The sequence below is a fragment of the Mitsuaria sp. WAJ17 genome (genome assembly GCF_014174515.1).
GTDB lineage: Bacteria > Pseudomonadota > Gammaproteobacteria > Burkholderiales > Burkholderiaceae_C > Roseateles_B.
Genome location: NZ_JACJUG010000004.1, coordinates 19,184 through 33,947 on the forward strand (window position 1 = coordinate 19,184; position 14,764 = coordinate 33,947).

The following is a 14,764-nucleotide window of genomic DNA, read 5'->3' on the forward strand; positions in this document are numbered from 1 at the left end:
TCAGGCGTGGTCCAGCCAGGCCGTGGCCTGGGCCTCGGGCAGGGCCTTGGCGAAGAGCCAGCCCTGCCCCACTTGCACGCCCAGCCGGGCCAGCAGGCCCGCCTGCGCCTCGTCCTCCACGCCCTCGGCCAGGGTCTGCTTACCCAAGGCCAGGGCCAGGCCCACGATGGTCCGCACGATCTCCTGCGCCTCCTGGCCGGCGGCCAGGCGCATCACGAAACTGCGATCGACCTTGAGCGTGTCGAAGGGGAAGCGGTGCAGGTAGGCCAGTGAGGAATAGCCGGTACCGAAGTCGTCGATGGAGAGCTTGAAGCCCATCTGCGAGAGCTGGCGCAGCAGCTCGGCGCTGCGGGTGGGGTTGGCCATGGCCATGCTCTCGGTAACCTCCAGCTTGAGCTGCCGGGCCGGCACCGGGCCCAGGGCGGCCAGGGTGTCGCGAGCATCGCGCAGCAGGGCCTCCTCGCGCTCCAGCTGCACGCCGGACACGTTCACCGCGATCTCGCCCTGGAAGCCCAGCGCAGCCCAGCGCTGCAGCTGCGCCGCAGCCTCCAGCAAGGTCCAGCGGCCGATGGCAGCGATCTGGCCGCTGGCCTCGGCCACGGGGATGAAGTCGCCCGGCATGATCAGGCCGCGCTCGGGATGCTGCCAGCGGATGAGGGCCTCGAAGCCCAGCAGGCGGCGATCCGAGAGGCGGATGAAGGGCTGGTAGTGCAGCTGAAACTGCCCGCCTTCCTGCAGGGCCCGCTCGATCTGCTCGCGCAGCCAGCGCCGCGAATGCTCGACCAGTTGCTCGGCCGCGTCGAAGGCATGCAAGTGCCCCGGCCCCTGTGCCTTTGCGCGAGCCAGGGCGGATTCGGCAGCGGCCAGCAGCTCGTCCACATCGCCCGGCCCCTGGGCCACGTGCGCCCAGCCCACGCAGGCCTGCAGCTGCACCAACTGCACCGGCAGGGCCGCGCCCTCGCCGCTCGAGGCGTCAGGCGTCGCGCCGATCTCGAAGGGCGCCTCCAGCTGCCGCAGAGCCCAGGCGGGCCAGCCACCCGGGGCGCCACCGCCGGGCTCCAGAGGGCCGCTGAAAGCCAGGCCGAATTCGTCGCCCGACAGCCGCGCCAGCAGCAGGCCCTGCCCCCGGGCACGCGCCAGCACCTCGGCCTCACGCAGGCGTCGCGCCAGCTGGCGCAGCACCTCGTCACCGGCCAGGGGGCCGTGAACCTCATTGAAGCTGCGGAACTCGTCCAGGCCCAGCATCAGCAGGCCCAGCTCCCGGCGGCCCGGTGACAGGCTCATCATCTGAGCCATCTGCGTGCGAAAGGCCGTGCGGTTGGGCAGGCCGCTGAGGCGGTCGTGCAGGGCGTCGTGGCTCAGTTGCAGCTGCAGGCGCTGCTGCTCACTGATGTCGCTCAGCGAGCCCGCCATGCGCAGCGCCCGCCCGCTGCCCGGTTCGCGGATGGCCGCCCCCTTGAGCAGCAGCCAGCGCTGCTGCCCGCCCTGTTCGAACTGAAGCACCTGGTGCAGTTGCAGGCTGCGCCCCTGCAGATGGGCCTCGATGGCAGCCTGCAGGCCCTCCCTCGCAGTGCGCGCCAGAGGCTTGCCCAGGCTCTCGATGCCCTGGGCCTCGTCCGCCGCCAATCCCAGCAGGGCGAGGCAGCGGGGCGAGAAATGGACGCTGCCATGGACCAGGTCCCAGTCCCACAGCCCGTCATTGGCACCGCGCGCTGCAAGGGCGTAGCGCTGCTCGCTTTCGCGCAAGGCCGCCAGGGCCTGGCGCCGCCGTGCCTGCTCGCTGAGGCCGCGGATGAAGATGGCGCCCAACGAGGCCAGCACCAGGCTCAGCAGCGGCAGGCCCAGATCCAGCACATGCTGGCGCGCCAGGCCCCATTGCAGCGTCAGGGCCAGGGCCAGCAGCAGCCCGGCCTGCAGGGCATAGGCCCGCCACAGGTCCAGGCGCGCCAGGCTCAGGCCCACCAGCAGGGGCAGGCCCAGCATCAGGCCCATCTCCATCAGTGCCGCCAACGGCGGGTGGCGCAGCACCCGCTGGCTCAGCAGGTTGTCCACTGAGGTGGCCAGGCGCTCGACGCCGGGCAGGCCGCCGTCGAAGGGGCTGGGGAAGGCATCGCCCGCGCCCAGCGCCGTGCTGCCCAGCAGCAGGATGCGCTCATGCAGACGCTCCGGCGGCACGCGCCCCTCCAGCAGGTCGATGAAGCTGACCTGCTCGAAGCGCCCGGCCGGGCCGTAGTAGTTGATCCACTGCCGTGACAGAGCATCCAGCGGCAGGGTCAGGTCTTGCCACAGCACGGCCTCACCCAGCTGCGCCCGGGCCTGGGCCCAGTCCAGGCCGCGCGCCGCGCCGGCCAGGCGCAGGGCCAGCGAGGGGTAGAGCTCGCCTTCGTAGGCCAGCACCGGCAGGTCGAAGGGCACAGCACCGTCCACGCCGCGCTGCACGCTGACGTGGCCCATGCCCGAGGCTGCGTCGGCCAGCAGGGGGACGGGCTGGCGCAGGGTGCGCGCCTGGAAGAGCTGCCCTGCCTCGCCGGCATAGCGGGTGAAGGCGCTGCGCAGCACGGCCTCGCCCGGCTCGATGGCCTGCTCGCCCGCCTCCAGCTCGGCCGGCAGGGCATAAGGCAGCAGCACCGTCCCGACCTGGCGCATGGCCGCGGCCAGCGCCTCGTCATCGGCCGGGTCGGCCGCGGGGGCCAGCAGCAGGGTGTCCAGGGCCATGGCGCGGGGCCGGGCCGAGGCCAGTTGGACCAGCGCTCGGGCCAACTGGGCGCGGTCCGGCACGATGCGCCCCAGGGCCTGCAGGCTGCGGTCGTCCACCGCCACCAACGTGATCGGCGCCTGCGGCTGCAGAGGGCCGCGCAGCTGCAGTTGGGCGTCCAGCAGCAGGCGGTCCAGGCGCTGCAGCAGCGGCCACTGCCCGCGCTGCGACCACAAAAGCAGGCTCAGCAGGCCCACGAGCACAGCCAGCAGCAACTGGCCGCCGGCCTGGTGCCAGCGGCCAGAGCGGCTGGCATGCACGGCGTGCGAAGTTTGTGAGTTGCGCTGGAGGAGCATGCGATGTCCTTGGCGGCCGGCGCTCAGCGGCAGCTTGGGCACTCAGAATTCCAGCCGCTCGCGCAAGGCATTGACGCGGGGCTGGGGCCAGATCTTGACTTCGCTGCAGCCGGCATCGACACGGCAGTCCGTGCCGTGCGCAGGCTGGTCCAACAGCCGGGTGGGCCCCGCGGCGGCGCCCGCAGGATCGACGGCCACGGCGCCCGCCTGCACATGGACGGCCGTCTTGTGGCCGGCGTCCACCTCCACCAAGAATTCGGTGCCACGCACCGCCGTGACCGCGGAAGGCGTGCGCACCTGCCAGCTGCCGCCGGCCTGCGGGCGCACCGTCTGGCCGATGAGGCCCAGCGACAGCCACAGGCTGGCCTGCCGCGCACCACCCGCTGACGGCAGCCAGCGCTCCAGGCGCAGCTCGGTGGCATCGCTGAGCACCAGCACCGAGCCGTCCTCGAAGCGCAGGCGCAGCCGCCCGGGCTGGCCGGTGCGCACGGTGGCCCCGGCCTGCAGGCGATCCCCGGGGCGCAGGGGCTGGCCGTCGATCCAGGCCTCACCCTTGAGCACCAGCACCTCGCCGATCACGGGGCCTGCGCCCTGCGCCCAGGCAGGCGCGATGCCCAGGCAGGCGCATGCGACGAGCCAGGCCATGGGATGCGCCCGGCGTCGTCGCAGCAATGCGGGCGGCAAAGCCCCCGGGTCCCAAGGTGCTGTAGTCCGCATGTCCGGCTCCTGCCCCGTCATGCCAGCGGGGCTGCGACCCATGCTAGCCAGCACGGGGCGGGCCGACAAGCGTTTGCCCGACAGGCGCTGTGGGGCGCTGTCCCGCGTGCGAGGCTCAGGGCGAGGCTCAGGGCTTGATGCGGATGCCCCGCGCCAGCCACTGCGCGCCGCCCAGCAGCGCCGCCATCAGCCACATCGGTGCAGCCTTCAGCGTGGCCGCGGCGAGCAGGCCAAAGCCCGTCGGCATGCTCACGGTGGCTGCATTGACCATGAGCATGCGCAGGCCCAGGGCCTGGCCGTGGGCATCATGCGGGGTGACCCGGTGCAGCATGGACAGCACCATGGGCTGCACCGAGCCCAGGGCCAGGCCCAGGAGGGCCGAGCCGAACATGAGCCCCGGTGTACCCGGCAGCCAGGCGTAGACCGCCAGCATCAGCATGGCCAGGCCCATGGCCCAGCGCAGTGCGCGCAGCTCGTCCAGGGTCTCGCCCCAGCGGGCAATGGCCAGGCGCACGCAGGTAGCGGCCACCGCGAAGGAGCCCAGCACCAGGCCGATGCTGGAGGCGCTGAGCCCCTTGCCATGGCCCACCACGGGCACGACGAAGCTGTGGGCGTCCCAGCAAGCCGAGAGCACGATGTTGACCATCAGCAGGCGGCGCAAGGCCGGCTGCCGCAGCAGGGCCCAGGCCGGGGGCTGGCGCGCCGCACTGGCCTGCGCCGCCGGCACGTGGCGCGGCACCTGGCGGGCGATCCACCAGGCCAGGCCGGGCAGCACCACGGCCAGGGCGAAGGCCCAGCGGAAGCCGGCGTGATCGATCAGAAGGCCCGTCATCACGGGCGCGATGGCGTTGGACAGGGCCGGCCCCAAGGCCACCCAGCTGAAGACCTTCTTGAGCTCCGACGGGTCGCTGGCCATCAGGCCGGCCTCGCGCTGGATGGCCACGGCGGCCACTGCGACCGCGCCACCACTGAGCAGGCAGCTCAGGGCGAGGGCCCACAGCTGCATGGAGGCCCAGGCAACGAGCGCCCCGCCCAGGGCCATGGCGACGCCCAGTCCTACGGGGCGATGGAAGCCATGCCGATCCGCCAGGCGGCCGGCCCACAGCGAGAGCGCGATGGGCGCCACCGCGAAGAGGCTCAGCAGCACGCCCACCGCCCATTCGCCATAGCCCTCGCGCAGCACCCACAGACTGGCGGCCACGCGGGTGACGGCCATGCAGGCATGGACGGCGATCAGACTGGCGATGACCCAGACAAAGGCACGGCTCAGCGAGCCCGGTGTGGCGACGGCGGCTGCGGGAAGGGCTGGTTCGCCGGGGGCGGGCTCCGTCATGCGGGCTCATCCTCCGCAGCGTCCGCCCCCTCGGCCAGGCCCAGGGCCAGCAGACGCTGGCTGCTGTCCTCGGGCAGGGCTTCGACAGTCTTGAGCTTGCGGCTCATGGCTCGGGTGCGGACCTCGGCGGCGTCGATGGTGTTGCTGGCTTCCTCCAGCTTCTTTTTGGTCTTGGCCAGCACCTCACCGAATTTGCCGAACTCCGTCTTGACCGCGCCCAGCACCTCCCACACCTCGGCCGAGCGTTTCTCCAGCGCCAGAGTACGGAAGCCCATCTGCAGGCTGGTCAGCGTGGCCAGCAAGGTGGTGGGGCCCACCAGCATCACCTTGTGATCGCGCTGCAGGGACTCGACCAGGCCGGGGCGGCGCAGGGCCTCGGCGTAGAGGCCCTCTGTGGGCACGAAAAGCATGCCGAAGTCGGTGGTGTGAGGCGGTGCGATGTACTTCTCGCGGATGGTGCGGGCCTCCAGGCGCAGCCGGGTTTCGATGGCCTTGGCAGCCTGTTCAACGCTGGCGGCATCGGCACGGTCCTGGGCCTCCAGAAGGCGCTCGTAGTCCTCGCGGGGGAACTTGGCGTCGATGGGCAGCCACAGCGGCACGCCATCCGCACGCTGGCCCGGCAGCTTGATGGCGAACTCCACGCGCTCGCTAGAGCCCGGCAGCGTGGCCACGTTGGAGGCGTACTGCTCGGGCGTGAAGACCTGCTCCAGCAGGCCCGCCAGCTGCACCTCGCCGAAGATGCCGCGCGTCTTCACATTGGTCAGCACGCGGTTGAGCGAGCCCACGTCCCGAGCCAGGTTCTGCATCTCGCCCAGGCCCTTGTGGACCTGCTCCAGGCGGTCGGCCACCTGCTTGAAGCTCTCGCCCAGGCGCTGCTCCAGCGTGGCGTGCAGCTTCTCATCGACCGTGGCGCGCATCTGCTCGAGCTTCTTCTCGTTGTCCTGCTGGATGGACTGCAGGCGCTGCTCCACCGTCTGGCGCAGCTCGGCCAGGCGTTGCTCATTGCCCTGCTGCAGCTGCTGCAACTGCTCGCGCAGCCCCTGCGCCAGCTGCGCCAGGCTCTCGGCCTGGGACTGGCTGCTGCGCAGGGCCGCGGCGTCCTGGGCCTCGCGGGCCGCGAGCGCCTGGGCGGCCAGGGACTGCGTGGTGGCCTGCAGGCCCTGAGAGAGCGCCGTCTGCAGGCTGGCCAGTTGCACGCGCAGGCTGTCGATCTGCTCGTTCTGTGTGCGCACGGCGTCACCGCTCTGGCCCATCAGCGCCTGCTGAAACTGGGTCAGCTGGCCCAGGGTCTCCTGGCGCAGAGCGGTGCTGCCGCGCTGCAGTTCCTCGCGCAGCTCGCGCTCCAGGCGCTCGGTCTGGCGGCCCTGGGCATCCTGGCCCTGCACCAGTGTCTGGAGATGGGCCTGCAGCTGCGGTGATTCCGGCGACTGCCGCTGGCGCAGGACCAGCACGATCAGGGCAACAATCAGGGCCAGGCAGGCCAGCAGGAGCAGTTCGGCAAGCGTCATGGGCCGATTGTCTCAGGCCCTCCGGCGGCCCGGGCGGCTGGGGGCTTGCGGGCAGCGTGCTGTGCGAACAGCCCGCGCCGGCCTCGTAAAATCCGCCTCTCACCATGCGAATTCAAGACATCCGGGACCGCCTGCGCGCCCTCGGCGCCCTGCCCAAGCACGAACACCGCGTGCTGCGGCTCTGGAGCCAGGCCCTGCCCCAGGCCACCACCAAGCGTCCCATCGAGGACTTCCTGCCCAAGACCCTGCGCGAAGCCCTGCCCGCGCTGGAGGCCGATCTGGACGCCCTGGCCCGCGTCCAGAGCGAGCACCCGGCCGAGGACGGCTCCAAGCGCCTGCTGGTCGAGCTGGGCGATGGCCAGACGGTCGAGAGCGTGCTGCTGCCGCGCGAGGGCCTGTGCGTGTCCAGCCAGGTGGGCTGTGCGGTGGGCTGCCAGTTCTGCATGACGGGCCGTTCGGGCCTGCTGCGCCAGGTGACGAGCGCTGAGATCGTCGCGCAGGTCGTGCTCGCGCGCAGGCAGCGGCCGGTGAAGAAGGTCGTCTTCATGGGCATGGGCGAGCCCGCCCACAACCTGGAGCATGTGATGGAGGCCATCGAGCTGCTGGGCACCGCGGGAAACATCGGCCACAAGAGCCTGGTCTTCTCGACCGTGGGCGACCCGCGGGTCTTCGAGCGCCTGCCGCAGGGCCCGGTGAAGCCGGCGCTGGCGCTCTCGCTGCACACCAGCAAGGCCGCGCTTCGCGAGCAGTTGCTGCCCCGCGCACCGCGCCTCACGCCCGAGGAGATCGTGACCGAGGGCGAGCGCTACGCGCAGCTCAGCGGCTATCCCATCCAGTACCAGTGGACCCTCATGGAGGGCGTCAACGACGGCGAGGACGAGCTGGACGGCATCGTGCGCCTGCTCAAGGGCCGCTACGGCGTGCTCAACATGATTCCTTACAACAGCGTGCCCGAGCTGCCCTTCCGGCGCCCGGCCTGGGAGCGCGCCGCCGAGATCGCCCGCCAGCTGCACCGCCGCGGCGTGCTGACCAAGCTGCGCAACTCCGCCGGCCAGGAAGTGGACGGCGGCTGCGGCCAGCTGCGGGCCCGCGCGCTGGACGGCTCGGCGGCGGTGCGCGTCGTGCGCAAGGCGGCAGGCTGAACGCTCAGTTGGCGGCCGGTTCGCAGTTGACCATCCAAGACACGCCGAAGCGGTCCACCAGCATGCCGAAGCCGGGCGACCAGAAGGTGGCGCCATAGGGCATGGTCACCTGGCCGCCGGCGGACAGGGCCTGGAAGAAGCGCTCGCCCTCGGCCTTGTCATGGACCGACACCGACAGGCTGAAGCCCTTGTAACCTTCAAAGGGCATGCCCGGAGGCATGTCCGAGCCCATCAGCGTCAAGCCGCGGGCCTCGATGCGGGCATGCATGATGCGGTCCTTCCACTCGTCCGACGCAGGTGGGCAGTCGGGGGCCGGCGGCGCCTCGCCATAGGTGAGTTGCATGGTCTTGCGACCGCCCAGGGCGGCGGCATAGAAGTCCAGGGCCTCCGCACAGCGGCCGTCAAAACTCAGGTAGGCATTCACGGGGTGTCTCCTTCCTCGGATGGGCGTTCAGGGCCTGGCTCCCTCGCCCGGTATAACCCGATTCCTTGACGGCGGCCGTTCCGGCCCTGCTGGCGTCCTGGCCGCTGGGGACCTGGGCGCCTGCGCGGGCTCAGTTCAACGCCGTCTTCATCGGCCTGCCGGTCAAGGCGGCGATGAGGTTGTCCACCGCCAGGTCGCACATGGCGCGGCGCGTGGGGATGGAAGCGCTGGCGATGTGCGGGGTCAGCACCACGTTGCGGCAGGCCAGCAAGCCCGGGTGCACGGCGGGCTCGCCCTCGAACACGTCCAGTCCTGCCGCGGCCAATCGCCCGGCCTGCAGGGCCGCGGCAAGGGCGGCGTCATCGACGATGCCGCCCCGCGCCACATTGGTCAGCGTGGCCGAGGGCTTCATCAGGGCCAGCTCGGTCGCGCCGATGAGGTGGTGCGCCTCGGGGCTGTAGGGCATGACGATGACCAGGTGGTCGCTCTGCCGCAGCAGTGTTTCCTTATCGACCCAGCGCGCACCCAGGGGCTGCTCCTGCTCGGGCGCCAGGCGGCTGCGTTTGTGATAGATCACCCGCATGCCGAAGCCCAGGGCACCTCGGCGCGCGATGGCCTGACCGATGCGGCCCATGCCCAGAACGCCCAGGGTGCTGCCGTGCACATCGGCGCCCACCAGCAGGTCCACGTGCCACTGCTTCCACTGCCCCTCGCGCAGGTAGCGCTCGGACTCGCTGATGCGCCGCGCGGCGGCCATCATCAGCCCGAAGCCAAAGTCGGCCGTGGTCTCGGTCAGCACATCGGGCGCATTGCTGACGCGCACGCCACGCGCCGTGCAGGCGGCCAGGTCCACGTTGTTGTAGCCCACGGTCATCAGGCAAACGGCGCGCAGCTCGGGGCAGGCGTCCAGCAGCGCGGCGTCAATACGCTCGGTGCCGGTGGCAAAGAGGCCGGCCTTGCCCTGCAGGCGCCGGATCAGCTGCTCGGGGGGCAGGGGCTCGTCGCTGTCGGTCTCCTCGACTTCGGCATGCTCGCGCAGCCGGGCCACGACGTCCGGGAAGATGCGGCGGGCCACGAAGACGGCCGGCTTGGTCTGGCTCATCAGGGGCCTCACTGGTCGAGGAAGCGGACGAACTCGTCCAGCGCGGCGCGCTCGGTCACCAGGCTGTTCTCGATGGCGTTCGGGTCCGCATGTCCCAGGGCCATGCCACAGACCAGCATCTGCTCGGGGCCGAACTTCAGCTCCTCGGCGATCAGGCGGTGGAACTGGGTGAAAGCCGCCTGCGGGCAGGTGTGCAGGCCGCGGCCGCGGGCGGCGATCATGATGTTCTCGAGGAACATGCCGTAGTCCAGCCAACTGCCCTGCTGCATCACGCGGTCGATGCTGAAGATCAGGCCCACCGGCGCGTCGAAGAAGCGGTAGTTGCGGCCGTGCTGCTCGTGCATGCGGGCCTTGTCGCCCTTGCCGATCTTGAGCAGGCCGTAGAGGTCCCATCCCACCTTGCGGCGGCGGTCGATGAAGGGCGAGATCCACTCGCGCGGGTAGTAGGCGTACTCCTCCTGGTGGGTCGATAGCTCCTGCGGGTCATCGTAGACGGCCATGATGCGGTCGCTGAGACGCTGCAGGGCCGCGCCAGTGAGCACATGCACCTGCCAGGGCTGGGTGTTGGTGCCCGAGGGCGCGCGGGCGGCCACGCGCAGGATGTCCTCCAGGGCTTCGCGCGGGACGGGCGTGTCCAGGAAGGCGCGCATGGAATGGCGGGTGCGGAGGGCTTCGTCCACGGCCGCCTGGGCCTCGGGGCTGGGTCGATCAAAGACGGGGTTCTTGGCACTCACTTGGGAATTCCTTCCAGGGCTTGAAGGGCGTTCAGATAGGTCGCGGGCAGGGCCGGCACGGGGCGGCGCGTCTCGCGGTCAACATAGACATGGATGAAGTGGCCGCGCGCCGCGCACAAGGGCGCGCCCTCGGCGAAGAGGCCGATCTCGTAGCGCACGCTGGAGCGGCCGCGATGTGCCACGCGCAGGCCGGCCTCCAGTCGCTGCGGAAAGGCCAGCGGCTCGAAGTAGTTGCAGCGCGTCTCCACCACCAGGCCGATCACCTCGCCGCCGTGCAGGTCCAGCGCGCCTTGCTCGATCAGGACCTGGTTCACCGCGGTGTCGAAAAGGCTGTAGTAGACGACGTTGTTGAGGTGGCCGTAGAGGTCGTTGTCCATCCAGCGGGTGCTCAGCGGGATGAAGCGGGCGAAAGCGCTGCGGGGCTCGGGGCCGGGGCGCGCATCAGGGGCGGGGGCGGCGTTCGTCATCGGGCCATTGTTCCACCGGCGTCCTGCCAGCGCTGCCACGCGCGCGACGCCGCCTGCACCGTCGCGTACTGCACCTCCACCATGGCGGCCAGGTCCGCGCCATAGCCGCCGGCCATGCTCAGGGCCACGGGAATGCGGCGCTGCCACAGCCAGTCCAGCACGCGCTCATCCCGGGCCAGCAGACCGGATGCCGTCAGCTTGAGGCGGCCCAGGCGGTCGCCCTCGTGGGGATCGGCGCCGGCCAGGTAGAAGGCCAGGCCGGGGGGATGGGCCTGCAGGCGGCGCTCCACCACGGCCAGGGCCTGGTCCAGGGCGGCCAGGTAGGCGGCATCGCCCGTGCGATCGGGCAGCTCCACGTCCAGGCTGCTGGCCTCCTTGCGGAAAGGGAAGTTGCGGGCACCGTGCATCGAGAGCGTGAAGACGCTGGGGTCGTCCCGGAAGACAGCCGCCGTGCCATTGCCCTGGTGCACATCCAGATCGATCACCAGCACCCGAAGGCCGGGGGCGGCGCTGCCCTGGCGGGCGTGCCACTCGGCCTGCATGAGCCGCGCGGCCACGGCCACATCGTTGAACACGCAGTAGCCGCTGCCCTTGTGGGCGTAGGCGTGATGGGTGCCGCCGGCCAGGTTCATGGCAACGCCCTCTGCCAGGGCCGAGCGGGCAGCGGCAATGGTGGCGCCCACCGAATGCCGGGAGCGCAGGGGCATCGCCGGCGACCAGGGGAAGCCGATCTCGCGCTGCTCAGCCTCGCTCAGGCCGCCCTCCAGCACCCGGGTGATGTAGTCCGGCTCATGGGCCAGGGCCAGTTCGCCCTCGCTGGCGGCCGGCGCGGGGCACAGCCAGACGGCGCCGGGATCCGACTCGACGCGTTCCCGCAGCAGACGGTACTTGGCCTGCGGGAAGCGGTGCTGGGCGGGCAGCTGCAAGGCATGGGCGTCGGAATGGAAGGCCTGCATGGGCATCGGGCGGCAGCCCGGCGGATGCGGAGATGGCGGCATCCTAGCCACAAACGCGCCCGGTGCGCCGGCCGGCACCGCCCCCAAGAAAAAACACCCCGGGGACGGGCGTCACCGGGGTGTTTCGTGGAGCCGGCCGCAGCCGGTCTGGGCCCGAGCTCAGGCCATCAGAACTCGTACTGGGCCATCAGGCGCACGCGGCGCGGCTGCTGCACGGAGTTGGCGTCCGGCTGGCCATAGGCAGGACGGGGCGAGTTGAGGCCGTTGTCCGACTGCTCGTCGACCGCACCCGGCGTGCGGGCGTTGAACACGTTCAGCAGGTCCACCGAGAAGGTCATGCCTTTCAGCGCGCGAGGCGTGTAGGTGGCCTGGAGGTTCAGCTCCTTGGTCCAGTCCAGGCGCCCTGCGGTACCGCGCGGCGTCAGCTTGCCCATGCAGTAGAACGAGGTGGAGCCGTAGTCGATCGAGTGGCTGTCGATGGTGCCGGCATAGGTGCCCAGGCAGTTGCGCGGGCGGCCGCTCTGCAGGATCAGGTTCGCGCCCAGGCGCCATTCGTCGGTGGCGGCGTAGGAGCCCCACAGCTTGAAGGTGTGACGGCGGTCGTTGGGCAGGTAGCCATCCGAGCCCTCCATCAGACCCGGATGGTCCCAGTCCTGTCCGATCCCGGCGTCACGCTGGCCGATGTCCGACTTGATGTAGCCCTCCGTCGTACCCTTGCTGAAGGCCAGCACGTAGGAGCCCTGCAGGCTCCACTTCTTGTCCCAGGCGCGCTCGATGGTGAATTCCAGCGCGTCATAGGTCCGCTTGGGCTTGACGGGGAAGCGCAGCGCCTCGGCCGGGATCGTCACCGCCGTCAGCTCGCGCTTGCCATCGAGATCGACGTTGGCAGTCAGGTCCTTGCCCGGATTGGCCAGGAAGCAGCGCGAGATGGTGTTCCCGATGCGGCGTGCCTGGGCTTCCGTGTACTTGCCGGACTTGCGGGCCCAGTCGTAGGCGCCTTCGAAGGAGCAGACATCGTCCATCGAGTTCTTGAGCGCACGGTGGGTGTACTTGACGCCACCGGACCAGCGATCGACCAGGGCCTTCTGGAAGCCGATGATGAACTCATCCTGGAACATCGGCTTGATGTTGGGGTCGACGATGGTGCGGGGGTCGGGGGCCGTGCCATCGGAGTTCATCTTGCGCTCGCCCAGCTTGGCCCCGAGGGCCGGCAGTTCGAGCTTGTCGGCACTGAAGCTGCCGCCGAACTTGTAGTAGTCGGTCCAGTCGCCCTGCTTGCCGGAAAGGCGGACGTTGGTGTTCGCGTACACCGGGATGTAGTAGCGGCCCAGATTGGAGTAGACCTTCAGTTTGCCGTCGCCGGCCACGTCCCAGGCCGCGGCCAGGCGCGGTGCGAAGGTGTTCTTCACGTCGATGAAGGCCTTGCCGCCACCGTTCTTGTTCGTGAAAGCCTCGCTGCGCAGGCCCGCGCTCACCAGCAGATTCTTCGTCGCCTGCCAGTTGTCCTCGATGTACCAGGCCGAGTTCTCCGTGCGGAAATCACCGCCGTTCTCGAAGTAGCGCACCGTGACAACGTCCAACGGCGCTCCGGTGGCGTTGACATAGTTGTTGGGCAGCTTGCCGTCCGCGGCCAGGGTGGTCAGCGTCCACCAGGACTTGGAGGCGCCCGGGGCCACGGTGCCGTCATGCGTCAGGTAGACCTCGGAATCGAGGCCGGCACGCAGCGTGTGCTTGGCATTGAGCGCGTACTCGACGTCGAAGCGGTAGGCCGTGCGCTTGTCCTTGGCCGCCGGGTCGCCGACCTGGGTCTGGGTGGCACAGCCGCGCTGGACAGCCTCGGTGCCCCGCTCGTCGCTGATGTACTCGCAACCGCTGCTCGGGATGATGGAGGAGCGGCTGTAGCGGCCCACGCCGTACATGGCGGAGACGGTGAGGTCGTCGGTGAGCCAGCTGGTCCACTTCAGGATCTGGGTCGCGCCGCCGGTGGTGTAGATGTCGGTGCCCTGGTCATCGCCACGCTCGGTACCGTAGGCCTTGGGCGACTTAAAGTTGGCGCGGTTGCGCTCCGTCTTGTCATTGAAGGCGGTCAGCTCGATGAGGTTGTTCTTGGTGAGGTTCCAGTCCAGCTTGAGCAGGTACTGAGGCGTCTTGTTGGTCTCGTCGTACTGCGCGGTGTTCCCGTACCAGCGTGTGCGCTCGTTCTGCAGCTGCACCAGGCCGAAGCCGTAGAGCGTGTCCTTGACCAGCGCGCCGCCGGCGTAGGCACTCACCTTGCGGCGGTCGAAGTCGCCCGGGCGGTTCGTGGCCTGCCAGTCGCCCCACTTCGAGGCGTCGGTGATGGCGTTCTTGAAGTAGATGGAAGACCCGCGCAGCGACGCCGGCTCGAAGCTGGCGCTCACGCCGCCGTGCCATTCATCAGTGCCGCGCTTGGTCGTCACCGAGATCACGCCCCCCAGCGAGCGGCCGTATTCCGCGCCATAGCCGCCGGTCTTGACCTGCTGGCTGGCAATGCCTTCGAAAGGCACCGAGTTGAAGGCGATGCCGTTGACGATGTTGGTGACGTTGAATCCGTTGATGTAGTAGGCGTTCTCGGCCGGGGAGGCGCCACCCAGCGAGGGCACGTTGCCGATGCGTCCGTCGCCACGCACCGCCCCAGGCGCCAGTAGGGCGATGGCGGTGACGTCGCGCACGACGGGGATGCGGTCGATCTCCGCCTTGTTCAGCAGGGCGGCGCTTTCCGTCGATTTCATGTCGATCGTCTTGACCCCGGAGCCCGTCACGATCACCTGGTCCAGCGCATTGAAGTCAGCCACCGAACCTTTGCCGGGAGCCACGGCGACGGTCTGCGTGCGGGTGCTGCCGTCGCTTCGCGTCACCACCACCTGGTACTCGCCGGGCGGAAGCTGGCTCACCACGTAGCCGCCATCCTTGTCAACCGTGACCGTGCGGGTCAGACCGACGGCCTTGTTCACGATGGTGATCCTGTCGCCCGCGCGGGCTTGCCCATTGATGGAGCCGGCGCTCTGCTGGGCCAGCACGGGCGTGGTGCTCAAGGCCGCGCCCATGGCGATGACCAGCGCCGAGCGCCGCAAAACAGCGGCCGTGGTCAGGCATTTCCTGGAATGAGACATTGGTTTTCCTGTCGTTTGATTTGAATGTCGTGAAGCACGCCGCCGGGCAGACCCGTGTGAGGTCTGGCCAATCCTCCTCGCGGCAGGTGTGCGCATGGATCATCTCGTCTGTCAGCCCGGCGGTCATCAGAGCCGCCACACCTTGACAGCCAGCTTGCGCGGCATCCACGCCCTAACTCCCAGAAGAACCGCCCTCCCG

General features: G+C 70.0%; 11 protein-coding genes. 1 reads left to right on the plus strand and 10 read right to left on the minus strand.

Going from position 1 to position 14,764, the window contains the following annotated elements:
* The 4 genes from H5407_RS04485 to H5407_RS04500 form a co-directional block, all read right to left on the minus strand.
* Window positions 1-3,093, minus strand: coding sequence for an EAL domain-containing protein (locus tag H5407_RS04485; protein WP_183103240.1), 3,093 nt, complete (start codon window positions 3,091-3,093; stop codon window positions 1-3).
* On the minus strand, window positions 3,094-3,696 hold the full coding sequence (locus H5407_RS04490) for a FecR domain-containing protein (RefSeq protein WP_183103241.1): 603 nt from the start codon (window positions 3,694-3,696) through the stop codon (window positions 3,094-3,096). It abuts the gene before it with no gap.
* A 199-nt stretch (window positions 3,697-3,895) separates the two neighbouring features.
* Window positions 3,896-5,101, minus strand: a complete 1,206-nt coding sequence (locus tag H5407_RS04495; protein WP_183103242.1) for an MFS transporter — start codon at window positions 5,099-5,101, stop codon at window positions 3,896-3,898.
* Complete coding sequence (locus tag H5407_RS04500; RefSeq protein ID WP_183103243.1) at window positions 5,098-6,609, minus strand: DNA recombination protein RmuC; 1,512 nt, start codon at window positions 6,607-6,609, stop codon at window positions 5,098-5,100. Before H5407_RS04500 ends, H5407_RS04495 begins: the two co-directional genes overlap by 4 nt.
* Window positions 6,610-6,713: 104 nt before the next feature.
* On the opposite strand from H5407_RS04500, the gene H5407_RS04505 reads away from it, so the two are divergent.
* The gene (locus tag H5407_RS04505; protein WP_183103244.1) at window positions 6,714-7,751 is read left to right on the plus strand and encodes an RNA methyltransferase; all 1,038 of its coding nucleotides are present in this window, start codon (window positions 6,714-6,716) and stop codon (window positions 7,749-7,751) included.
* 4 nt (window positions 7,752-7,755) lie between these two features.
* Here H5407_RS04505 and H5407_RS04510 read toward each other — a convergent pair whose 3' ends face one another.
* The 6 genes from H5407_RS04510 to H5407_RS04535 all read right to left on the minus strand — a co-directional run bounded on the left by H5407_RS04510 (window position 7,756) and on the right by H5407_RS04535 (window position 14,565).
* Window positions 7,756-8,175, minus strand: a complete 420-nt coding sequence (locus H5407_RS04510; RefSeq protein WP_183103245.1) for a VOC family protein — start codon at window positions 8,173-8,175, stop codon at window positions 7,756-7,758.
* A gap of 130 nt (window positions 8,176-8,305) precedes the next feature.
* Entirely contained in the window at window positions 8,306-9,277 is a 972-nt protein-coding gene (locus H5407_RS04515; protein ID WP_183103246.1) for a D-glycerate dehydrogenase, read from the minus strand.
* 8 nt (window positions 9,278-9,285) lie between these two features.
* Window positions 9,286-10,011, minus strand: a complete 726-nt coding sequence (locus H5407_RS04520) for a nitroreductase (protein WP_310737613.1) — start codon at window positions 10,009-10,011, stop codon at window positions 9,286-9,288.
* Complete coding sequence (locus H5407_RS04525) at window positions 10,008-10,478, minus strand: thioesterase family protein (protein ID WP_183103247.1); 471 nt, start codon at window positions 10,476-10,478, stop codon at window positions 10,008-10,010. Before H5407_RS04525 ends, H5407_RS04520 begins: the two co-directional genes overlap by 4 nt.
* Complete coding sequence (locus H5407_RS04530; protein ID WP_183103248.1) at window positions 10,475-11,434, minus strand: histone deacetylase; 960 nt, start codon at window positions 11,432-11,434, stop codon at window positions 10,475-10,477. The genes H5407_RS04525 and H5407_RS04530 overlap by 4 nt, the downstream gene beginning before the upstream one ends.
* Before the next feature lie 167 nt (window positions 11,435-11,601).
* Window positions 11,602-14,565, minus strand: a complete 2,964-nt coding sequence (locus H5407_RS04535) for a TonB-dependent receptor (RefSeq protein WP_183103249.1) — start codon at window positions 14,563-14,565, stop codon at window positions 11,602-11,604.
* Window positions 14,566-14,764 lie beyond the last annotated feature (199 nt).